The organism is Microbacterium sp. G2-16M, from assembly GCF_055809115.1.
This window is the reverse complement of the sequence record NZ_CM147897.1, coordinates 2,482,897-2,503,935: the sequence shown is the minus strand read 5'-3', so window position 1 is coordinate 2,503,935 and position 21,039 is coordinate 2,482,897. Positions and strand designations below refer to the sequence as shown.

The 21,039-nt window shown below is 71.3% G+C and carries 13 protein-coding genes and 1 pseudogene; 7 read left to right on the top strand and 7 right to left on the bottom strand.

Annotation, left to right across the window (positions count from 1 at the left end):
* Positions 1-338 precede the first annotated feature (338 nt).
* Together AC0L6F_RS11895 and AC0L6F_RS11890 are read right to left on the bottom strand one after the other, a co-directional pair.
* A complete protein-coding gene (locus AC0L6F_RS11895) occupies positions 339-3,020 on the bottom strand; it encodes a helix-turn-helix transcriptional regulator (RefSeq protein WP_473538048.1) in 2,682 nt (893 codons plus the stop codon).
* A gap of 29 nt (positions 3,021-3,049) precedes the next feature.
* The gene (locus tag AC0L6F_RS11890) at positions 3,050-4,309 is read right to left on the bottom strand and encodes an FAD-dependent monooxygenase (RefSeq protein ID WP_473538047.1); all 1,260 of its coding nucleotides are present in this window, start codon (positions 4,307-4,309) and stop codon (positions 3,050-3,052) included.
* Between the two features lie 106 nt (positions 4,310-4,415).
* On the opposite strand from AC0L6F_RS11890, the gene AC0L6F_RS11885 reads away from it, so the two are divergent.
* Entirely contained in the window at positions 4,416-4,997 is a 582-nt protein-coding gene (locus tag AC0L6F_RS11885) for a TetR/AcrR family transcriptional regulator (protein WP_473538046.1), read from the top strand.
* 10 nt (positions 4,998-5,007) lie between these two features.
* Here AC0L6F_RS11885 and AC0L6F_RS11880 read toward each other — a convergent pair whose 3' ends face one another.
* Together AC0L6F_RS11880 and AC0L6F_RS11875 are read right to left on the bottom strand one after the other, a co-directional pair.
* Positions 5,008-6,171: an acyl-CoA dehydrogenase family protein gene (locus AC0L6F_RS11880; protein WP_274636777.1), complete on the bottom strand. Its 1,164-nt coding sequence runs from the start codon at positions 6,169-6,171 to the stop codon at positions 5,008-5,010.
* Between the two features lie 171 nt (positions 6,172-6,342).
* Positions 6,343-7,602 (bottom strand): M15 family metallopeptidase, encoded by a 1,260-nt coding sequence (locus tag AC0L6F_RS11875; protein ID WP_473538045.1) that lies wholly within the window; start codon positions 7,600-7,602, stop codon positions 6,343-6,345.
* A 108-nt stretch (positions 7,603-7,710) separates the two neighbouring features.
* Between AC0L6F_RS11875 and AC0L6F_RS11870 the strand changes: the two genes are divergently transcribed.
* Entirely contained in the window at positions 7,711-8,778 is a 1,068-nt protein-coding gene (locus AC0L6F_RS11870; protein ID WP_473538044.1) for an Rv2578c family radical SAM protein, read from the top strand.
* A 286-nt stretch (positions 8,779-9,064) separates the two neighbouring features.
* The gene (locus tag AC0L6F_RS11865; protein WP_473538043.1) at positions 9,065-9,988 is read left to right on the top strand and encodes a hypothetical protein; all 924 of its coding nucleotides are present in this window, start codon (positions 9,065-9,067) and stop codon (positions 9,986-9,988) included.
* 149 nt (positions 9,989-10,137) lie between these two features.
* Here the strand turns inward: AC0L6F_RS11865 and AC0L6F_RS11860 are convergent, their stop codons facing one another.
* Together AC0L6F_RS11860 and AC0L6F_RS11855 are read right to left on the bottom strand one after the other, a co-directional pair.
* Positions 10,138-11,925: a glycosyl hydrolase family 18 protein gene (locus tag AC0L6F_RS11860; protein ID WP_473538042.1), complete on the bottom strand. Its 1,788-nt coding sequence runs from the start codon at positions 11,923-11,925 to the stop codon at positions 10,138-10,140.
* A 168-nt stretch (positions 11,926-12,093) separates the two neighbouring features.
* Complete coding sequence (locus AC0L6F_RS11855; protein ID WP_473538041.1) at positions 12,094-14,247, bottom strand: DEAD/DEAH box helicase; 2,154 nt, start codon at positions 14,245-14,247, stop codon at positions 12,094-12,096.
* Positions 14,248-14,693: 446 nt separating this feature from the next.
* Between AC0L6F_RS11855 and AC0L6F_RS11850 the strand changes: the two are divergent.
* A pseudogene (locus tag AC0L6F_RS11850) lies at positions 14,694-15,266 on the top strand (DUF998 domain-containing protein); the annotation flags it as partial.
* 101 nt (positions 15,267-15,367) lie between these two features.
* On the opposite strand, the gene AC0L6F_RS11845 reads toward AC0L6F_RS11850, so the two are convergent.
* Positions 15,368-18,685, bottom strand: coding sequence for an efflux RND transporter permease subunit (locus AC0L6F_RS11845; RefSeq protein WP_473538040.1), 3,318 nt, complete (start codon positions 18,683-18,685; stop codon positions 15,368-15,370).
* Between the two features lie 227 nt (positions 18,686-18,912).
* Here AC0L6F_RS11845 and AC0L6F_RS11840 point away from each other — a divergent pair, with 227 nt between their 5' ends.
* From AC0L6F_RS11840 to AC0L6F_RS11830, 3 genes are all read left to right on the top strand, one after another.
* On the top strand, positions 18,913-19,077 hold the full coding sequence (locus tag AC0L6F_RS11840) for a hypothetical protein (protein WP_259610947.1): 165 nt from the start codon (positions 18,913-18,915) through the stop codon (positions 19,075-19,077).
* 98 nt (positions 19,078-19,175) lie between these two features.
* Complete coding sequence (locus AC0L6F_RS11835; RefSeq protein WP_473538039.1) at positions 19,176-19,739, top strand: flavin reductase family protein; 564 nt, start codon at positions 19,176-19,178, stop codon at positions 19,737-19,739.
* A 58-nt stretch (positions 19,740-19,797) separates the two neighbouring features.
* Entirely contained in the window at positions 19,798-21,033 is a 1,236-nt protein-coding gene (locus AC0L6F_RS11830; RefSeq protein ID WP_473538038.1) for a CynX/NimT family MFS transporter, read from the top strand.
* The last annotated feature ends 6 nt before the right edge of the window (positions 21,034-21,039 follow it).

The window sequence follows — 21,039 nt, the reverse complement described above, 5'->3', positions numbered from 1 at the left end:
GAAGAAGGCCCCGGACCGTTCGCGAGATCCGGAATATGCACGCCCAGGGACCCGAAACCGCACATATTGCCGATTTCGCGTGGGCGGGGGATATATCAACACCCCGGCTCGGGCCGCGGCAGGTCGGGACGCCCCGGGATGAGCCCGGCCGTCGTCATCTGCAGCGGGAAGTGGCAGGCGACCCGGTGCGGCACTCGCCCGCACCGTCACCGAGTGCCGCGGCATCCTCCGCGTCCTGCGACGGTCCGCCGCCGACGCGCAGCATCGGCTCTCCTCAGTAAGCACTTCGGAATGACAAAGACCGCCCAGAGCGCGCTGAGCGTTCCTTCTGCGTCGGATCAGAACTCTGAGAACGTCTCCGGGCGATCGGGTGTCGGCGACAGCGCCGCGGCCAGGTCTTCGCGACGCTGCACCCCGAGCTTGCCGAATGCCTGATAGAGGTGGGACTCGACGGTACGGACAGAGAGTGTGAGCCGCTGCGCGATCTCGGCGTTGGCCCGTCCCTCCGCGGCGAGCGCGGCGACTTCCTGCTCGCGCCGGCTGAGCCGGAGCCTGCCGGTCGGCGAGCGGGGCATCTCCACGCCGCACTGCCGGGCCAGTCGCAGAGCGCGCGCCTCCAGACGTGCGGCGCGCGCGGCCTGTCCGTCCTCGCGGAGGAGGCGAGCGGCCGCCGTGGCCGCGTCCATCGCCTCCAGCCGCAGCCCCCGCTGTTCGAACCGCTCGCCGATTCGGGCCAGCGTCGTCGGATCCGACGCCGCCAGCGCCGAGACGGCATCGGCGATGAGCGCGACCAGCTCGGATTCGCAGGCCGCGGCATCCGCCGCCAGCTCCGGGGTGAGCAGTGCCGCATCGCCGCCCTGCAGGGCGGCGAGGTACCGCAGCTGGGCCCGGTACACGGTGAACTGCTCGATTCCGTCCCCGCCGGCGTGTGTCGTGCCGGCGAGGGCGATGCGGGCGGCCCCGGTGCGGTCGCCGGCCGCGGTGCGCACGCGCACCTCGGCCAGGATCAGGTCGAACCGCGAGCGGGCGGGCACGGGTGTGCGGTGCTGAGCGCGGCTCTCGTCCAGCGCCTCCTGCGCGGCGCCCACGTCGCCGCGCAGCGCCTCGATCTGGGCGAGGATGCTCAGCGCCCAGGGCAGCGCGCCGTCCAGATCGGTGCGGCGCAGCAGGTCGACCGCCTCGCGCATGGTCTGCGCGGCCTCGGCGATCCTGCCCTGTCCGAGCCGGCACCGCCCCGCCACCAGTGCGGCGAGCCCGACCGTGGTGTGCTCGTGGCCGGCCACCAGCATCCGGTAGACGCCCTCGGCGACGACGGATGCCTCGTCGACGCGGCCCTCCAGCATCTGGCACATCAGCTCCTGCAGCGCCGCGTAGTCTCCGGCGCGCTGCGCCTCGGGCACCCCCGCGTCCTTCAGCGCGTAGAGCATCCGATGAGTCTGCCGCGCGCTGTGGGTCAGCCCCATCGTGGCCTGCGCTTCGCCGAGGGAGGATGCGGCGACCACGGCGGCGTAGTCCGGCGGCGCATCGTCGCCCAGGACGGCGCGGGTCAGGTCGACGGTCTCGGCCAGTCGCCCGTCGTCGGCGAGGATGTTCGCGCGCAGCGCGCGGGCGAGCCGACGGTCGGCGGGGCGGGCGGATGTCGCGGCCTCGACCCGCTCGAGGAGGTGCTCCGCGTCCGCGGTCCGGCCCAGCCCCTGGTGCAGCGCGACCACGCTCGCGTCCAGCCACTCGCGGCGGAGCGCCGGCGAACCGGTGCGCAGGACATCGCGCTCGGCCACGGCGAGCAGCCGCGCGGCCTCGGCGAACCGCACCTGCTGGTTGCAGGCGATGGCCCACACCACGCGCGCCTGCGCCGCATCCGCCGCGCCCGCATCGATCGCCGCCTCGGCCAGGCGCGAGGCCCGTGCCGGGTCGAACGCCGTCAGCGCCAGTCGTGCCGCGCGCACGAGGTCGTCCGGCGGCGGAGCGATCCCGCTCTCCAGGCGCCACGTGGTGCGGCGCAGCAGGTCCTCGCCGGGAGAGAGCTGCTCGGACGCCTCGACCAGGATGCGCAGCGCGGCACGCGTGGTCGCCACCCCCGCATCCGCCAGCAGCACGTCCGCGAACACCGGATGGTCCAGGCGGCACAGCCCGTCCTCGATCCGGATCAGGCCTTCGCGCTCGAGCCGGGCGAGGGCGTCGGGCTCGGCGACCCGCTCGGCGAGCCCGAGCGACAGCGGCTCGCCCACCGCGAGCCGGGTCAGCGCGACGCGGTCGTCGGCCGACAGTCCGCCCAGGCGGCGGCCGACGGCATCCACCAGCCGATCGCCCACCACGACGGTGCCGTCCCAGGTCCAGACTCCGTCCGTCTCGGCGAGCGCCCCCGAGGCGACCGCGGCGCGCACGAGCTCCCGCGCGTACAGGGCGTTGCCGGCCGCGGTGGCCGCGAGCCGGTGCGCACTGGCGGCGGTGATGCGCTCGTCGAGGGCGGCCCGCAGCACCTCCTCCAGCTCCCGCGGGGGCAAGGGCGTCAGGTCGATCCGCGTGACCAGCTCGTCCGCCCACAGCGCCGTGATCGGGTCGGGGACGACGGCCCCGCGGCGCACGGTCGCGATCACCGTGACCGCCGCGGTGATCACCAGGTGCAGGATCAGGGCGGCGCTGGCCGGGTCGAGCAGCTGCGCATCGTCGACCACGAGCAGCGGTCGCGGGTCGGCCGGCAGCGCCGCGGCGACCGCGCGGTACCGGGCCGCGGCATCCTCCTCCGGCCCCGTGTGGGCGGCGAGGTGGGCGACCGCCGCGTACGGCGTCTGCCGCGTCGCACGCGTGCCGACCACCCGCAGCGTCGGGATGCCGCGGGCGGCGGCGGCCTGCGCGGCCTCACGGGCGAGCCGCGTCTTCCCCACACCCGCACCCGCGACGATGACGGCCCCGCCCGGAGCATCCGGAGTGTCGACACCGGCCCGGATCGTCGTGCACAGCGCGTCCAGCTCGGCGTCCCGGGCAAGGAACGGCCACTCCCGATCCGGGTCGTACGCCATGCACTCCCCTTCCGCTGCCCGCCCCCAGGCTAACGAGCGGACGCGACGCGCGCAGGTGCGTCGCCCGCGACCGGAAGCGCGAGGTCGTCCGCCCCCTGGACGAACATGCGGCGCACGATCGGACGCGCGGGTCGCGACATCATCAGCCCGGTCATGACCCGCGAGAGGACGGCCTCGGCGCGGCTCGCCGGCACCATCCGCTGGATGCCGCCCCCGGGAACCTTCTTGCCCGCCTCGGCGAACGGCGCGACGTCGGCGTCGTATCGCTGCAGCGCGCCGGTCAGGTCGCCGCCGGCATCCGCGATGCGCGCGGCGAGCAGGTAGGCGCCGACGAGGGCGGTGGCGGTGCCCATGCCGGTCATGGGCGAGCCGCACGAGGCGGCGTCGCCGAGCAGCGCGATGCGGCCCTTCACCGCGCTCGGCAGGTCGATGCGCAGCAGCTCGTCGAAGTAGAAGTCGGATGCCGCGCCCATCGCGTCGAGGATCTCGGGCGCGCGCCATCCCGCATCCTGCAGCAGGCCGCGGATCAGCGCCTCCTGCCGGCCGCGGTCTGCGCGCAGCCGGGGATCGCTGTCCACGCGCAGGGTCAGCATCGCCTTCGCCGTCGTCGGGTCGAGGTCGGGCCTGATGCCGAAGGTGGCCCCCGGCACGAACCGCATCGAGAACCATCCCGGCTCGATGTCGGCGGGCGTGGGCATCGTGAAGAAGGCGGCGTATCCGCCCAGCCCGGTGGCGTACCGCTCCTCCGGCCCGAAGGCGAGCCGCCGCGTGGCCGAATGCACGCCGTCCGCGCCGACCACGACGTCGTAGCGCTCGGGCGCGCCGTGCTCGAATGCGACGTCCACGCCGTCGAGGGCAGGGTCGAGCGCCGTGATCCGGTCGTCGTAGCGCAGGTCGAGCAGGCCGGGCGCGGCCTCGGCGGCGGCAGTCAGCTCCGCCAGGAGCACGTCGGCGAGGTCGCCACGTGCGATCTCGACCTCCGCGACGGCGCCCTGTCCGTCGAATGCGGCCATCGACATGCGGCCGAACACGCGTCCGCGGCCGTCGACGTAGGCCAGGCCCTCCTCGTGCAGCCGGTGCGGCTCGATGCCGGGCATCAGGCCCATCCGCTCGGCCACCTCACGACTGGCGCCGCGCAGGTCGACCGCCTGCCCGCCGGGCCGGGGCGCGCTCGCGCGCTCGACCACGGTGGTGCGGACGCCCTGGCGGACGAGCTGCAGGGCGAGGGCGAGGCCGGCGATGCCGCCGCCCGAGACGAGGACGCGGATGCTGCTGTCGTGCGTGGTCATGAGGTGCTCCAATCTGATGAGACAAATGTCTAATACGTATGTCTAACAGACCGCTTGCACATCTGTCTAGTACGCGCGTCTCATTCATTTGTCTTAGACTGGCGCCATGGGCAACCGCGAAGACCTTCTCGCCGGCGCGCGCCAGGTGATCCTCGAGCACGGAGTGGCCCGAGCGACCGCGCGCGAGATCGCGACGGCGGCAGGAGTCAGCCTCGCCGCGATCGGCTACCACTTCGGGTCGAAGGAGCAGCTGATCACCGAGGCGCTCACGCAGTCGCTGGGCAGCGGCATCGGCGATGCCATGGAGAACGTCGTCGCCGAGCACGCCGACGCCCCCCTGCTCGACGGGTTCGCCGCGCTGTGGAACCGCATGCCCGAGATCTTCGCCGCCAACCGCGAGGCGCTGCTGGCGAGCCTGGAGAACGCGGTGCGCGTGCTGCGCGACGGGACGACGAGTCGCGAGCTCGCCGCGGCGACGGGTCAGGGCTACGCCGGCATGGCCGAGCAGCTGCGCGCCGCTCGGCCGGAGCTCGCCGACGCCGACGTCGAAGCGGTCGCGAAGCTCGACTACGTGCTCGTGCAGAGCCTCGGCATCCTCTGGCTGATGAGCCCGGATGCGATCCCCACCGGCGACGAGCTCGCGCGCGCGGTCGCCGTCATCGCCGCGACGCCGGCCGCCGACGCCTGAGCCCCGGCCCCTACTTGCGGCCGGTCACCTGACGCGCGACGATCTCGCGCATGACCTCGTTCGTACCGCCGTAGATGCGGTGGACGCGCGCGTCGGTCCAGGCGCGGGCGATCGGGTACTCGAGCATGTAGCCGTACCCGCCGTGCAGCTGCACGCCCAGGTCCAGCAGCTCCCATTCGCGCTCAGTGGCCCAGAACTTGACCTTCGCGGCCTCCTCCGGCGTGAGCTTGCGGTCCTTGTAGAGCAGCATCGCACGATCGATGTACGCCCACATCACGTCGACCGTGGTCGCCATGTCGGCCAGCGCGAACCGGGTGTTCTGGAAGTCCGCGACCGGCTGCCCGAACGCATCCCGGCTCAGCGTGTAGTCCAGCGTCCACTTCAGCGCGGCCTCGCCGGCAGCCGCGGCCGCGACGCCGATCGACAAGCGCTCCAGCGGCAGGTTCATCATGAGCTGGATGAAGCCCTTGCCCTCGACGCCGCCGATCAGGTTCTCCTCCGGCACGAACACATCGGTGAAGCTGAGCTCGGCGGTGTCCCAGCCGTGGAAGCCGACCTTGTTCAGCTTCTTGCCGTGATCGAAGCCCTCCATCCCGTCCTCGATCAGGACGAGGCTGAACGCGTCCGGGCGATTGCCCTCGCCCGTCTTGACGAACGTCACGACGACATCGGCGGTCTTGCCGCTGGAGATGAACGTCTTCGCGCCGTTGACGAGGTAGCCTCCGTCGACCTTCTTGGCGGTGGTCTTGATGCCGCGCAGGTCCGAGCCCGCGCCCGGCTCGGTCATCGCGAGCGCGCCGAGCACCTCGCCGGTGGCCATCTTCGGCAGCCACTTCTGCTTCTGCGCGTCGGTGCCCATGTGCACCAGGTAGGGCACTGCGAGGTCGTCCTGGATGCCGAACGCGCCGGCCAGCGAGCCGTTGCCGGACTGGATGGTCTCTTCGAGCACGATCGCCCGGAAGCGGTAGTCCTGCAGCATCCCGGCGCCGCCGAACTCCTCCGGGACCGACAGGCCGATGATCCCGGCCTCGCCCGCGGCGAGCATCGTCGCCCGGTCGATCTCACCGTCGGCATCCCACTGCTCGCGCTTCTCGTTCGTGGCGTAGCGCTTGATGAACTCCTTGACGACGTCGCGGAACGCCTCGTGGTCCTCGTCGTAGATCTCCCGGTCCATGGCGGGCAACCCTCTCTCTTCACCGAGTGTTCAATGGGCGGCGCGCTGCCGCGCCGCGGCACGTCGATCCTACGCGGCATCCAGTGTCATCGTCGATGGCATTCAGTGCCACCGACAAGGAAACGACGGATGCCGCGCCCCGGCCGCACCGGAGTCCACAAACGACCGGCGTCAGCCCGCGTAGTCGGGCGCCGCCGGCAGGTCGAAGAACTCCTCGAGCGTGTGGCAGCCGCCGTCGTGGTAGGCCTTCGCCAAGTCGATGCCGATGTAGCGCAGGTGCCACGGCTCGGGCAGGTAGCCCGAGACGTCGGTGTGGCCCTTCTCGTAGCGGATGATCCAGCCGTACTGCCACGCGTGGTCGACGATCCAGTCGCCCTGCGGCGTCCCGGCCAGGTCATCGAGCGTGCCGCAGGTGCCGCCGTCGCACGGCACGAGGTCACCCGCGAGCCCGGACTGGTGCTCGCTGTACCCGGGGCGCGCGCTGACCAGGTCGGCCTTCGCCGTCCCCCGCATCCGGACCTGCTGCCCGTACGAACTCTGCTGCGTCTTGTACGAGCGATACCCGCTCTCCAACGCGATCTCGCCGGCGCCGTCGGCCTTCGCCGCCTTCACCATCCGGGTCAGGGCGGTCGCAGCATCCGCCCGCAGCCCGTCACCCTCGATGCTGCGCACGTCGACGGGCCCCCGCACGGGCGACGGCGTGTAGTCGACCGGCTCGAACGGTCGGGTCTTGTCGACCACGGTCCACAACCGGGTCGGGTCGGACAACGACACACACGGCGCCTGCCCGTCGACGACCGCCGTGCGGAACCGTTCGCCGCCGCCGGCCGTCGCGATCGCGGCGACATCGTCGTGCGCGGCGAGGGCTTTGGTGAAGCTCGGGGTCTCGCACAGGGCGAGGGATGCCGGGGCGGCGACGGTCCCGTCGACCTGACCGGTGATGGGGCTCGGCGTGCGGGCGGCAGAGGTCGGGGCCTGGGCGGCGGTCTCGGTCGGGGCAGCCAGGAGCTTCGAGGCGGTGATGTCTGCGGTTGCCGAGATCGGCTGGTCGGCGGGGCCGGGGCTCAGCGCGAGGGCGCCGGCGGCTCCCCCGCCGCCGATGACGAGGAGGGATGCCGCAGCCATCGCCACCCGGGCTGCCACGCGGTGCCGGGGGCGCCGGGCGTGCCGGGGCCGGCTCGCCTCGGCGGGGCGCATGGCGATCAGCGGCACCGGACGCGTGCGGACGGGCGCGGTCTGCGCGCGCAGCGGCGGGGGCGGCGGCTTGAAGATCGGCGGATGCGACGGGATGTCGGAACCGGCTGAGACGATCGGAATCGGAGCAGTCGGCGTCTCGGCCGCAGCATCCGCCCTCTCGTGCGCGGCGCGCAGCGCACGCCGCGTCATCGGGGCACGATCGATCGGGGGGTCGTGCGGGTCGGGAACCGTCACCCGCCCCATTCTGCCCCGCTCGGCCTGAGGATGCGAGGAGAACGCGCGCTCTTCGAGAGTCGGATTCCGCTGCTTGACATGCGTTCGTATTTCTGTTCCCATGGGAGCATGCGGTGGCAGGGTCAGGAGCTGGGAGCGGTGGATGTCGCCGCGCTGCCCGGCCTCGACCGCATGGACGGGTTCGTCCGCTCGGTGACCACGCCCGACTTCGTCGGCATGACATTCCACGAGGTGATGGCCAAGAGCGCCCTCAACCGCGTGCCCGGCATGTCGGCCATGCCGTTCGACTGGACCGTCAATCCGTATCGGGGATGCAGCCATGCATGCGCATACTGCTTCGCTCGGGGCACGCACGAGTACCTCGACCTCGACGCCGGGCACGACTTCGACTCGCAGATCGTGGTGAAGGTGAACGTCGCCGAGGTGCTGCGGCACGAGTTGGCCCGCGGCAGCTGGGCACGCGAGCCGGTCATGCTCGGCACCAACACCGATCCGTACCAGCGCGCCGAGGGCCGGTACCGGCTGATGCCGGACATCATCGCCGCGCTGGCCGACTCGGGCACGCCGTTCTCGATCCTCACGAAGGGGTCGCTCCTGCGCCGCGACCTGCCGATCCTGACCGACGCCGCGTCCCGCGTGCGCGTCTCGCTGGCGATGTCGATCGCGGTGTTCGACGACGCCCTGCAGCACTCGATCGAGCCGGGGACTCCGACCGCGACGGCGCGGCTGCAGACGGTGCGGGCGGCGACCGACGCCGGGTTCGCGGTGACGGTGTTCCTGATGCCGATCCTGCCGCACCTGACCGACTCCATCCCGCAGCTCGATGACGCGTTGTCCCGGATCAGGGCCGCCGGAGCGGTGCGCGTGGTCTTCGGCGCGCTGCACCTGCGGCCCGGAGCGAAGCAGTGGTTCCTGCAGTGGCTCGAGCGCGAGCATCCCGAGCTCGTGTCGTCGTATCGCGGGCTGTACCCGGGCGCCTCCGCCTACGCGCCGAAGGGGTATCGCACCTGGCTGAACAAGCGGGTCCGGCCCCTGCTGCGCGTGCACGGGCTCGGCGGCCACGCCGAAGAGGACGATCCGCCGCGCCGGCCATCGGCCCCGTCGGCCGCGGCGGCCCGGGCCGCGGTCGTCACGACGTCGCGCGGCCGCGCCGTCGAGGCGGACCGGCTCTTCTGAACCGGCCACCCGCCACTCCTCCTGCTCCTCCGCCTCCCACCCGCAACTCTTCCCGCCCGCCGCCTCGGGCCTCCCACCCGCGACGCTTCCTGCCCGCAGCCTCCGGCCTCCCACCCACCACTCTTCCTGCCCGCAGCCTCCGGACTCCCGCTTTCTCCACGCGAGATCGGGAAGATGTCCCGCCGCACGCCGGCGTTCGTGACATTTCCCCGATCTCGCACATCCATCGACTTCAGCCTGTGGATAACCGCCGCACGCAATCGGCCGGTTTCGCGATGATCGAGGGATGCCGCGCAGACTTCCGGACGAACCGCTGGGATCGACCTTCACCTACGCCGATGCGCGTCAGGCCGGCGTCTCGCGTCGACGTCTCGCACACGCCGACCTCGGGCATCCGTTCCACGGCGTCTACACGAACGGCGTCGATCTGAGCAGCCTCACCGAGCGGTGCGAGACGCTGCTGCCGGTGATGCGACCCGACCATTGGTTCAGTCATCGGACGGCCGTCAGGCTGCGGGGCGGTCCGCTCCCCGACGGCGACGATGCGGCCGACGACCTGGACGTGCTCGTCATCGGCTCGCACCATCGCTTGGAGCGTGCAGGCGTCCGCAGCTGGGGAAGCTCCGACGCGGCGATCGAACGCGAAGTGCGCGGCGGCCTGCCGATCGTCGCCGCGCACGAGGCCTGGTGCCAGCTCGCCACGTTGCCGCCGGAAGACGGTCTCGGCGAGGAATGGCTGGTCGCGGTCGCCGATCATCTCCTCAGCGGGACCTACGACGGTCGGAGGTGGCATCCGATCTGCACGGCGAAGCAGCTCGCCGACGCCGTCGCCCGTCGCGGCCGCGGCCGCGGCACGCGGGTCATGCGCGCGGCCCTGGCCCGCGCACGGCACCCGGTCGGCTCGGCGATGGAGACCCTGCTGCGTCTCGGTCTCGTCGACCGCGGGCTGCCCGAACCCGACGTGCAGGTGCCCGTCGCGACACCGGTCGGGGTGCTCCACGCCGACCTCGGCTGGCCGCGGGCGAGGCTGCTGATCGAGTACCAGGGCGACGAGCACCGCGTCTCGCGGTCCCGCTGGCTCAAGGATCTCACCCGGGTGCAGATGTTCGAGGATGCCGGATACAAGACCCTGCTCGTCGGCCACGACGACATCTCTCCCGACTGCACTGCCCTGGCCGCACGGATCTCGCGCGCGCTGGCGGCCCGCTGACCCGCGGCATCCACTTCACCCGCGGCATCCATGCCCCTGCGGCATCCATGCCCCTGCGAGATCGGGAGAATGTCTCATGACAGACGCGAACGCGAGACATCCTCCCGATCTCGCGTGGTGAATGGATGGATGCCGGGCGGAACGGCGGGTCAGCGCTGCCAGGGACCCCAGACGGGACCGGGCGTCTGATCGCGCGTCCACCAGCGGGCGGTGTACGTCGCCCCGCGGAAGGTGACCTTGTCGCCCGTGTTGTAGACGCGGTCGGCGTACCACGGCTGCACGGTCGACGGATTCACCCCGCATGCGGTCAGGGTGCTCCACGGGCCGGTGTTCGAGGCGCCCGGCACCTGCCGCTTCGCATACCAGCGGGCCTCGTAGACGTGTCCGTCGAGGTACACGCGGTCACCGGAGTGATACGTGGTCAGCGCGTTCCAGGCGTGGGATGCCGCATCCGGCGTGTTCTGGCAGAGCACAGCCGGCGAGCCGCTCACCGGGCCGCGGTCGGCGTGGCGCAGCACGGTCGCCGTGGCCGACGACAGGTTGCCGTCGACATCCTGGGCGAGGTCCCAGAAGTCGATGCCGCCGAGTCCCTGCGCGGTCGCCCAGGTCGTCTTCTCGGCCACCGCGAACGGGTCGTCGAACGACCAGAACTCCTTCGTGGCGGGGTCGAATCCCCACGTCGCGTTGAAGTCGCCCTCGGCGGTGTAGTCGTGATGGATCTGGAGCTTCCGATCCTTCAGCGCGTCCCAGGACTGCTGGGGGATGCCGGTACCCGGCGCCCACGGCTGGGCCGTGGCATCCTTCCACCCCTGGCCGTATGCGGGGATGCCGAGGTTCAGCTGCGCGGGATCGACGCCCGCGTCGGTGTATGAGGCGACGATCGTGTCGAGCCCGAGGTTCCAGTTGTGCGCCGAGTCGCCGTGGATGTTGCCCTGGTAGCCGGTGGTGTCGGCCCACGACCCCCACAGGTCGTAGCCCTGCAGGTTGCCGTAGTCGAGGTATTGGAACAGGTCGGCGGCATTCCAGCCGCCGGCGGTGATCACGGTCGGACTCGCCGGCAGGAACGCCGAGATCTGGTACGGCGAACCGGTCTGGGCGGTGAGGGCATTCAGCTGGGTGCGCAGCTCTTTCACGAAGGCGAGGAAGTTCGCGGCATCCTTGTGCTCATCGACCGTGTTGCCGACCTCCTGCGCCCAGTCCGGCGCTCCCGGCCACTCCCAGTCGAGGTCGATGCCGTCGAAGATCCCGGCGGCGGCGCCGTCGCCGCCACGCCCGTCGATGGTCGGCAGATTGCCCCTGATGTACAGGTCGATGCAGCTGCTCGCCAGCGCCGCCCGGCTCTCGGGGGTGGCCACGGCGGTCGAGAACGACTTCGACCACGACCAGCCGCCCAGCGAGATGTTGATCTTCAGATCCGGGTACAGGCGCTTGAGCTCACGCAGCTGGTTGAAGTTGCCGGCGAGCTTCTGCGTCTTCGTGTCGGCCACGCCCAGCACCGACTCATCCGCCGAGTACGCCCGCACGAAATCGTTGCCCGCGTCTCCGGCCGCGTCGGTCTGGCCGGCGGCCGGGGCGGCCTGATCCGAGACGAAGCAGGTGCCGGGCTCGACGTCGTCCAGGCCCTGCGCGCCCGCCGTGCGTGCGGCATCCAGCGCCTTCTGCGTGCCCGCGATGTTGCCGAACGCGTAGTTCAGGTGCGTGATGTTCTTGGCCGCCGGGGTGTCGACGAACAGCTTCTTCACGGTGGCCTTGGCGTCACCGGTGGCCTGCCACCCGCCGTAGTAGCCGACGTTGCGGTAGCCGTTCAGCGTGGTGGTCACCGCCTGCTCGGAGGCGGCGGCACGAGCGGAGGACGCCGCCGCGGGGGCCGCCATGAGTGCCCCGCCGACCAGCACGCCCACGACAGCGGTGACCGCTGCGGTGAATCGGGGGGACACGTCCACAAGCTCCTTCGGCTGCGCGCGCTCGGGCAACCGGGTCCGAGCCGGACGCCTGCGCCGGGTAACGCACGCCGTCCTGACAAACGCTCGCGCCCCATCCTGGCAGAGACCTCGCTCGGACGGAACCCCTCTTCCCGCTCCGTGAGAGCGCGCCCACCCGCCCCGCTAGGAGGCGACCGGGTCGACCTGGCGGCCGGCGAGCTCCTCAAGCAGGTCGTCCCCGGGGCGGACCTCGTCGAACGGCGCGTCGATCTCGGCGCGGTCGAGCATCTCGGTCATCCGCCGGCGACGCTGGCGCGGGATCATCGTGACCACCGTTCCGGTGCGCCCGGCACGGCCGGTGCGGCCCGCGCGATGCAGATACGTCTTGTACTCGTCCGGCGCGTCGGCCTGGATCACCAGGTCGATGTCGTCGACGTGGATGCCGCGGGCCGCGACATCCGTCGCCACCAGCACGTCCACCTTGCCGTCGGTCAGACGCTTCAGGTTGCGGGTGCGCTTGGCCTGGTTCAGGTCGCCGTGCAGGGCGACGGCGCGGATCCCGGCATCCTCGAACTGCTCGGCGAGCATCTCGGTGTAGGCGCGGGTACGGGCGAACACCAGCGTCTTGCCCTCGCGATCGACCAGCGACGTGAGGATCTCGGCCTTGTCGCGGTGGTCGATGACGAGCACCCGGTGGTCGATCGTGCTCGAGGCCTGGTCTTCGCCGGCGACCTCGTAGACGGCCGGGTCGACGAGGAACTCGTCGACCAGCGCGGCGACCTCGCGGTCGAGCGTGGCAGAGAACATCAGCTTCTGGGCGCCGTTCGGGACGAGCCGCAGGATCCGCTGCATCGGCTCGAGGAACCCGAGCTCGGACATGTGGTCGGCCTCGTCCAGGACGACGGAGTGGATGTCGGAGAGAACCAGTCGACCCTGCTCGATGAGGTCTTCGATGCGGCCGGGGGTGCCGATCACGATGTCGACGCCCTTCTTCAGCGCACCGACCTGGCGCGCCTGCGGCACGCCGCCGTAGATCTGGGTGGTGAACAGGCCCACGCTGCGGGCGATCGGCTGCACGGTGCGGTCGATCTGCAGCGCGAGCTCGCGGGTCGGAGCGAGGATGATCGCCCGGGGTGCACGGCCGAACTCACGCTTCTGGCCGGCCTGCGCGCGCAGCAGCGCCTCGACCAGCGGAGCGCCGAAGGCGATCGTCTTGCCCGAGCCGGTGCGACCGCGGCCGAGCACGTCCTTGCCCTCGAGGATCGGAGCGATCGTCGCCGCCTGGATCGGGAACGGATGCGCCGCGCCGAGGTCGGCGAGCGCGCTCACGATGTTCTGGCCGAGACCCAGGTCGGCGAACGACGCTGTCGCGCCCTCGTCGGCCTGCACCGCGTTGGCCTGCAGGCGCTCGTGGACGACGTCCACCTGCTGCTCCTGCTTCGCGTCGCGCTGCGGTGCACGCGACGCGTCGCGTGCCGGGCGCCGGTCGTCGCGGAACGGCGCACGCTCGCGCCGGTCGTCGCGGAAGGTCGAGCGCTCGGCCGGACGTCCCGTGCGACGCTCGCCACGGTCGTCGAAGGAACGCTGGGGTCGGTCGCCGTAGGAGCGCTGACCCCGGTCATCCTGCGAACGCTGCGGGCGATCCCCATACGAACGCTGCGGCCGGTCCCCGTAGGAACGCTGGGGCCGGTCACCGTAAGAGCGCTGACCCCGGTCATCCTGCGAACGCTGCGGGCGATCCCCGAACGAACGCTGCGGCCGGTCACCATAGGAGCGCTGGGGCCGGTCATCCTGCGAGCGCTGCGGGCGATCCGCGTAGGAGCGCTGCGGACGGTCCCCGTAGGAACGCTGGGGCCGGTCACCGTAGGAGCGCTGACCCCGGTCATCCTGCGAACGCTGCGGGCGGTCCCCATACGAACGCTGCGGCCGGTCCGCGTAGGAACGCTGCGGGCGATCCGCATAGGAACGCTGCGGGCGGTCACCGTAAGAGCGCTGGGGCCGGTCATCCTGCGAACGCTGCGGGCGCTCCGCATAGGAACACTGCGGGCGGTCGCCGTAACGCGCGGTCCGATCATCGGATCGGGGCGCGCGGTCGCGTCGCTCGGCGCCGCCGCGGATGCTGCGGGCCTCGTCGCGTCCGGCGCGCTCCTGGGCGGTCCAGCGCTGCTTGCGCTCCGCGCCCTCCGACTCGGCCGGCCGGTATCCGCGGTGGTGCGGGCTGCGGCTGCCGGGCTTGCCGGTGGAGGAGTCGCCGGGTCGGCGCTTGGCGGCGCTCGCGTAGCGGGGGTCGAAGTTCTGCGCCGGACGTCCGCCGGCGGGCTTCTTGTTCTTGGGCATGGGAGTGTCCTTCTGGGTTCTCTCGCACGAGAACAGCGCCCGAGATCGTCGCTCGGGCTGCCCGGACATCCGTCGGCCGGGGCCATTCATGTGATGGTCATGTGCGTCGATCGACGCTCACCATCGGCCCCTGAGACTCACAAACCCACCCGCGTTCACCGCGGTGTCTCGAGCCGACCGATCCAGCCTAGCGGCCCCGACCTGTGAGCTCGCCTGGCCGAGGCCGGGCAGCCCGAAATCAGCCCCGGCCGGCGCTCCCCGAAACATCGGATATCGCGGAAGGGTGCTTTTCTCAGGAGAACGCGCATAATATCGTTTCGACGGCTTGCCGTCGTGCTGGGGAGCTTTGGGACGACTGCTACCCGGCGCCGCATACGTTACCGGGAGGCTGGGGAGCCAGGGGGCCGGGGGCGGATGAGGCGCCCCGAACACTGTGGGCTACCCGAATGGCTCTGCTTCTACCCGTACCGCCGACACCCGTTTCCGGCGACATACACCCTCCGACGTTCGACGTGCGCGCCGCGATGACCAGTCCCGCCCTGGCGGGGATCGTCATCGCGTTCCTCACGCTCGGCACCTCGCTGTCGATCGTGACGACACCCGACCGCAGCTGGTGGCAGCTCCACTTCAGCGAGCTGGGCACCTTCCGCGATTTCTCCGGCGATGTGTTCAATGCCACGATGGGCGCCACCGGCCTGCTCATCGTGGTCCTCGCCGTCCGACTGCGCCGCGACATGCACGCCCTCCAGGACCTGCGGGGCGTCAAGCGCTCGCGGCTTTTCAGCGCCTTCGTCGCCTCGGCCGGGCTTCATCTGGCGGCGGTGGGCGCGATCCCGCTGAACGTGAACGGATTCCTGCACGACCGCGCCGCCTCCGGGATCATGCTGTCATTCCTCGGGCTGCTGATCGTGGTCGCCGTCCGGCGACGCCAGTACTCGGCGCTGATGCTGCGCGTCACCCTCGGCGTGGGCATCGTCCTGGTCGCGGCGATCACCGTGTTCCTGTGCGGCGGACTGACCCTGGCCGCCCTCGAGCTGGTCGGCTTCGTCCTGATCTTCGGCTGGATGGGCGTGTTCTCCACCCGGCTGCACCGCACCCTCGCGCAAGCGCGCCGGACGGCTCAGTCCTCGCGCCCCGTCCGCCGCTCCCGCCGCAGCTTGCCCTCGTTCAACTGGATCGGCGCCGCCGGCGGCAACCCGCCCAGGAACGGCTCCTGCACCGCTCCGCCGTGGTCGACCACGCTCCCGTCGGACGCCGTCGTGCGCCGGGTCGTCCCGGATGAGACAGATGCCGTACCCACGCCGACCTGGACGTCCTCCGGCACCGCCTCGGTGTCGCTCGCCGCGCCCGCGGCCCGTCCCGCCCGCCGCGCCGTCCGGCGCTCGCGCGCACCCTCGACCAGGTTGTACAGCGTGGGCAGCACCAGCAGTGTCAGCACGGTGGACGAGATCAGCCCGCCGATCACCACGATCGCCAGCGGCTGGGAGATGAACCCGCCGTGGCCGGTGATCCCCAGCGCCATCGGGGTCAACGCGAAGATGGTCGCCAGCGCCGTCATCAGGATCGGGCGCAGTCGCCGAGAGCCGCCGGCCAGCACCGCGTCGTGCGCGGACAGCCCCTTCACGCGGTACTGGTTGACCAGGTCGACGAGCACGATGGCGTTGGTGACCACGATGCCGATGAGCATGAGCACGCCGATGAGGGATGCCACGCCCAGCGGGACGCCGGTGGCCAGCTGCAGCAGGATCGCGCCGGTGGCCGCGAACGGCACCGACACCAGCAGCAGCAGCGGCTGCCGCAGCGACTTGAAGGTCGCCACCATCACGATGTAGACGATCAGGATCGCGGCGAGCATCGCCAGGCCGAGCTGCGAGAACGCGGTGCCCTGCTGTGAGAGCACCCCGCCGATCTGGGCGTCGGCCGACTCGGGCAGGTCGACGGTCTCCAGGGCGGTGCTGATGGTGGCGGATGCCGCGGTCAGGTCGTCGGTGGACGGGGTGACCGTCACCGTGGCGGTGCGCACGCCGCGTTCGGTGCTGATCGAGGTCGGGCCGGTGGTCTGCTTCACCGTGGCGACGCTGTCCAGCCGGACCGGACCGGTCGCGGTGGGCACGGTCATGGCCCTCAGCGCGTCGAGCGAGTCCGGCGTCTCGGATGCCGCGAGGTAGACGGTCAGACCGGTGTCGTCGATGTCGACGGTCCCGATCGACTGCGCCTGCATCGTGTTCGAGACGAGCCCGCCGACGGCGACCTCGCTCAGACCGAGGGCTGCGGCCTTGTCGTGGTCGACCTCCACCGCGATGTACGGCAGCGAGGCCGACAGGTTGGTGGTGACCTGACCGACGCCGTCCTTGCCGGTCACGGCATCCACCACCGCGTCCGTCGCGGTGTTCAGCGTCTGGCCGTCCGGCGCGGTCACGTCGATCTCGACGTCGCTGGAGCCGAATCCGCCACCCGAGGTCGAGACGGTCAGGGTGCCGACGTCGTCGAGGTCGGCGACCGCGGCCTGGACGTCCGCGCGCACCTTCTCCTGGTCGGCGGCGGGGTCGGTGGTGATCGAATAGGTGACGCCGCTGCCGCCGCCCGAGAACGCATCCCGCAGCGCCGAGCCGGAGGATCCGATCGAGACCTGCACGGTCTGGATGCCGTCCACGTCCTTCAGCGCGTCCTCGACCTTCTTCGCCGCGGCATTCTCCACGTCCAGCGAGGCGGCCTGCCCGAGGTCCTGCGTCATGGTGAACGTGTTCTGGCCCGAGTCGCCGAGGAAGTTCGTCTTCATCTGGGGGGCCAGGGCCGCCGTGCCGCCGAGGACCAGGATCGCCAGCAGCACCGTCACCCAGGAGTGCTTGAGCGTCCACCGCAGGATCGGCAGGTACGACTTCTGCAGGCGGGAGGGCGGGGCATCCGGCGATTCCGGGTCGATCGGGGCCCCGGCGGCGTCGGTGATCGCCTTGCCCGGCTTGAGGAACCAGTACGCGAGCACCGGCACGATCGTCAGCGCCACCAGGAGCGAGGCGACCATCGCGATCGTCACGGTGAGCGCGAACGGGCGGAACAGCTCGCCGGTCATGTCGCCCACGAACGCGATCGGCAGGAACACCGCCACCGTGGTGATGGTGGATGCCGAGACCGCCATCGCGACCTCGCGCACGGCGCGGATGATCGCGGTGAGCTTGTCGGCGCCCTCGACGTAATGTCGCTTGATGTTCTCGATCACCACGATCGAGTCGTCCACCACCCGCCCGATCGCGATGGTCAGCGCGCCGAGCGTGAGGATGTTCAGCGAGTAGCCGAACGCCTGGATGCCGATGAAGGTGATCAGCACGCTGGTGGGGATCGAGATCGCCGTGACGAGGGTGGAGCGCACCGACAGCAGGAAGATCAGGATGATGATCACGGCGAACAGCAGGCCGAGCAGGCCCTCCTGTGCGAGCGCGTCGATCGACTGCTGGATGTAGGGCGCCTGGTCGAACACCACGGTGAACGTGGCGCCGTCCAGCTTGTTCTCCAGATCGGGCAGCGCGTCCTGCACGGCCTTGGAGACGTCCACCGTGTTCGCCGAGGGCAGCTTGGTGATCGCCAGCGTCAGGGCATCCTTGCCGTCGACCCGCGAGATGGTGGTGACCGGGTCCTGACCCAGCACGACATCGGCCACATCCGAGATCGTCTGCTCGCCGCCGGCCGCCTGCGCGGGCGAGGTGGGCACCAGCGGCAGCGCGGCGATCTGCTTCACCGAGTCGAGCTTCGTGCCGGTCTGCACGGTGAGGGTCTTGCCGCCCTCGGTGATGTCGCCGCCGGGGAACAGCATCCCGTTCTGCGCGAGGGCGTCCTTGATCGCCTGGGTGGTGAAGCCGGATGCCGCGAGCTTGTCGTCGTCCGGGGTGATGGTCACCCGCTGCCCGCGGCCGCCGACGATCTGCGCGGCGTTGACCCCGGGCAGGTCTTCGATCTCGGGCACGATGGTGGACTGCAGCCGGGACTGCACCGCCTCTTGATCGTCGTAGCCGGTGACGGCGAGCTGGATCACGGGGAAGTCGTCGATGCTGGCCGAGATGACGTTCGGATCGACCCCGTCGGGCAGCGAGTCCTTGATCCGGCCGATGGCCAGCGAGATCTTCTGCTCGGCGGTGGCCAGGTTCGTGCCGTAGGTGAACTGCGCCTGGACGATCGACGAGTTCGTCGTGCTGGTGGCGCTGGTCTGCTCCAGACCCGGGACCCCCTGGATCGCGGTCTCGATCGGGGTGGACACGTCGTTCTCGACCACGGCCGGCGAGGCGCCGGGGTAGGTGGAGACGACGACCAGCTGGGGGAACTCGATCGAGGGGATGAGCTCCTGTTTGAGGTTCACCAGCGCGAGCGAGCCGAACACGGCGGCGACGATCGTCACGAGGGCGATGAGCGCGCGGTTGCGCAGGCTCAGGACGGCGAGCTTCGACACGGAAGACCTTCGATCGAGGGGGATGCGACGGCACGACGGCACGGCGCGGGCCGCGCTCGGCTCAGTATTCCACGCGGGCATATGTGCGTTCGCCGCGAGTCCCCGTCCCGGCCGGGCAGCCCGGTTCTCCCCCGCTCCGGTGCGCCCCCTTGCGGGGAGGGTCCGCGTTTGCCACGGTGGGTCCAGACCGCGGATCCATTCCGCGGACGGAACGAGGAGATGCTGCTATGAACATCGCCCTGATCATCATCATCGTGGTCGCGATCATCGTCGCGATCGTCAGCGGGCTGAACGCTGCGCTGCAGTGGCTGCTGTGGGTCGCGCTGATCGTCGGGGTGATCGCCCTGATCGCCTTCCTGTTCCGGGTGATCAGCGGCCGCAACCGCACCTGACGCCGCGTCTCCCCCGGCGGAACGTCATGTTCCGTCATCTGCGGTCATGCAGTGACAGGGAGGCCCCCGACAGCGCGCGACCGGAATAGCGTCCTGCCATGGCCTCTCCCGCTGCGCGCCCCGGACCGACCATCGATCACGCCTTCGGGATGTCGCTGTCGGCGGCCGAGTTCAAGGCGCTGTTCCGCGGCCATCCCGGCGGCGTGGCGGTGATCACCGCCGACGCGGGCGACGGGCCGGTCGCGCTGACCGCGACATCCGTCGCCTCGGTGAGCGCCGAGCCGCCGCTGCTGATCTTCTCGATCTCGGGTCAGTCCTCGGCATCCCCCGTGCTGGCGCGTGCCGAGACGGTCATCGTGCACCTGCTGGATGCGCACGATCTGCCGCTGGCCACCCTGGCCGCCACCAGCGGCGTCGACCGGTTCGCCGACGCCTCGGCCTGGTCGCGTCTGACCACCGGCGAGCCGGTCTATCACGGCGTGCGGGCCTGGGTGCGCTGCGCGGTCATCGGGCGGATGGATGCCGGCGGCTCGACCGTGATCGCCGCGCACGCCCTGCAGTCGCGGGTCTCGCGCGACGTCGAGCCGGGTGCCCACGGCGACGCGCTCGTCTACCACAACCGCACCTGGCATCGCCTGGGCGATCGGTCCCGGATCGACTGAGCGGAGCTCCGCTCCGGCGGATTCGCCGGGCCCCGCGGCCGGGGCATAGCCTGGCACGGTGCCCGACGCCTCCCTCTCCTCCCGCGGGGACGCGGTGGCCCGTTCCGGGCTGATCCTGGCCGGGGTCCTGCTGCTGGCGATGAACCTGCGCGCGGGCATCACCTCGGTCGGCCCGGTGCTGGGCGAGATCCGCGCCGACCTCGGGATCGGCGGGGCCGCGGCATCCTTCCTCATCAGCCTTCCGCTGATCGGGTTCGCCGTGATCTCGCCGATCGCCCCGCTGGTGGCCCGCCGCATCGGGCTGGAGTGGTCGCTCGGCGGCTCGGTGCTGGTGCTGGCGGGGGCCATCGTCCTGCGTTCGATGCCCGTCCCGGGCGCGATCTGGGTGGGCACCGCTGTGCTGGGCATGTCGATCGCGATGCTCAACGTGCTGATCCCGGCCCTGGTCAAGCGCGAGTATCCGGCGCGCGTGGGAGCGATGACCGGCATCTACTCGGCCGCGCAGAGCACGATGGCCGCGCTCGCGGCCGGGCTGGCGGTGCCGATCGCGGGGCTGACCCCGGCGGGCTGGCGGCTCTCGCTCGGCGTCTGGGCGGCGCTGGGCCTCATCGGCTTCGCCGTGTTCCTGCCGCAGATCCGCCGCCGGCACGATCGGGCAGCGGATGCCGCGGCCGTGGCCGCGGCGGATGCCCCGGCCGCCCCCGCGCAGGTCGGATCGATGTGGGGCTCACCGCTGGCCTGGTTCGTGACGGTGTTCCTCGGCCTGCAGTCCACGGTGTACTACACGGTGATCACGTGGTGGCCAACGATCGAGCACGATGCCGGGGTGAGCGTGGCGACCGCGGGCGTGCACCAGTTCGTGTTCCAGGCGTTCGGCATCGCCGGGAGCCTGTCCGGCGCGTGGCTGCTGCATCGGCTGCGCAGCCAGAGCGGACTGAACGCCGTGCTGGCGGTGGTGGCGATGCTGGGCATCGTCGGGCAGATGCTGCTGCCCGCGCTCGGTCTGCTGTGGGTGATGCTGCTGGGCATCGCCGGCGGCGCGGCCATCACCAGCGCGCTGTCGCTGTTCGGCCTGCGCACGCGCAACCACCATCAGGCCGCCGCCCTGTCCGGGATGGCGCAGTCGATCGGCTACCTGCTGGCCTCGCTCGGACCAGTCCTGGTGGGTGTGCTGCACGATGCGACCGGCTCGTGGGCCATCGCCCTGATGGTGGTGGTGATCGGCATCGTCGGAATGTTCTTCTCCGGCATCCTCGCCGGCCGCCCCCGCTTCGTCGGCGACCGGCTCCGCTGAGCCCGC

What these genes read in the sequence shown, in the direction of transcription:
- AC0L6F_RS11895 (WP_473538048.1), bottom strand. Translation starts at nt 3,020, where the DNA reads ATGGCGTACGACCCGGATCGGGAGTGGCCGTTCCTTGCCCGGGACGCC.
- AC0L6F_RS11890 (WP_473538047.1), bottom strand. Translation starts at nt 4,309, where the DNA reads ATGACCACGCACGACAGCAGCATCCGCGTCCTCGTCTCGGGCGGCGGC.
- AC0L6F_RS11885 (WP_473538046.1), top strand. Translation starts at nt 4,416, where the DNA reads ATGGGCAACCGCGAAGACCTTCTCGCCGGCGCGCGCCAGGTGATCCTC.
- AC0L6F_RS11880 (WP_274636777.1), bottom strand. Translation starts at nt 6,171, where the DNA reads ATGGACCGGGAGATCTACGACGAGGACCACGAGGCGTTCCGCGACGTC.
- AC0L6F_RS11870 (WP_473538044.1), top strand. Translation starts at nt 7,711, where the DNA reads ATGCGGTGGCAGGGTCAGGAGCTGGGAGCGGTGGATGTCGCCGCGCTG.
- AC0L6F_RS11865 (WP_473538043.1), top strand. Translation starts at nt 9,065, where the DNA reads ATGCCGCGCAGACTTCCGGACGAACCGCTGGGATCGACCTTCACCTAC.
- AC0L6F_RS11855 (WP_473538041.1), bottom strand. Translation starts at nt 14,247, where the DNA reads ATGCCCAAGAACAAGAAGCCCGCCGGCGGACGTCCGGCGCAGAACTTC.
- AC0L6F_RS11840 (WP_259610947.1), top strand. Translation starts at nt 18,913, where the DNA reads ATGAACATCGCCCTGATCATCATCATCGTGGTCGCGATCATCGTCGCG.
- AC0L6F_RS11835 (WP_473538039.1), top strand. Translation starts at nt 19,176, where the DNA reads ATGGCCTCTCCCGCTGCGCGCCCCGGACCGACCATCGATCACGCCTTC.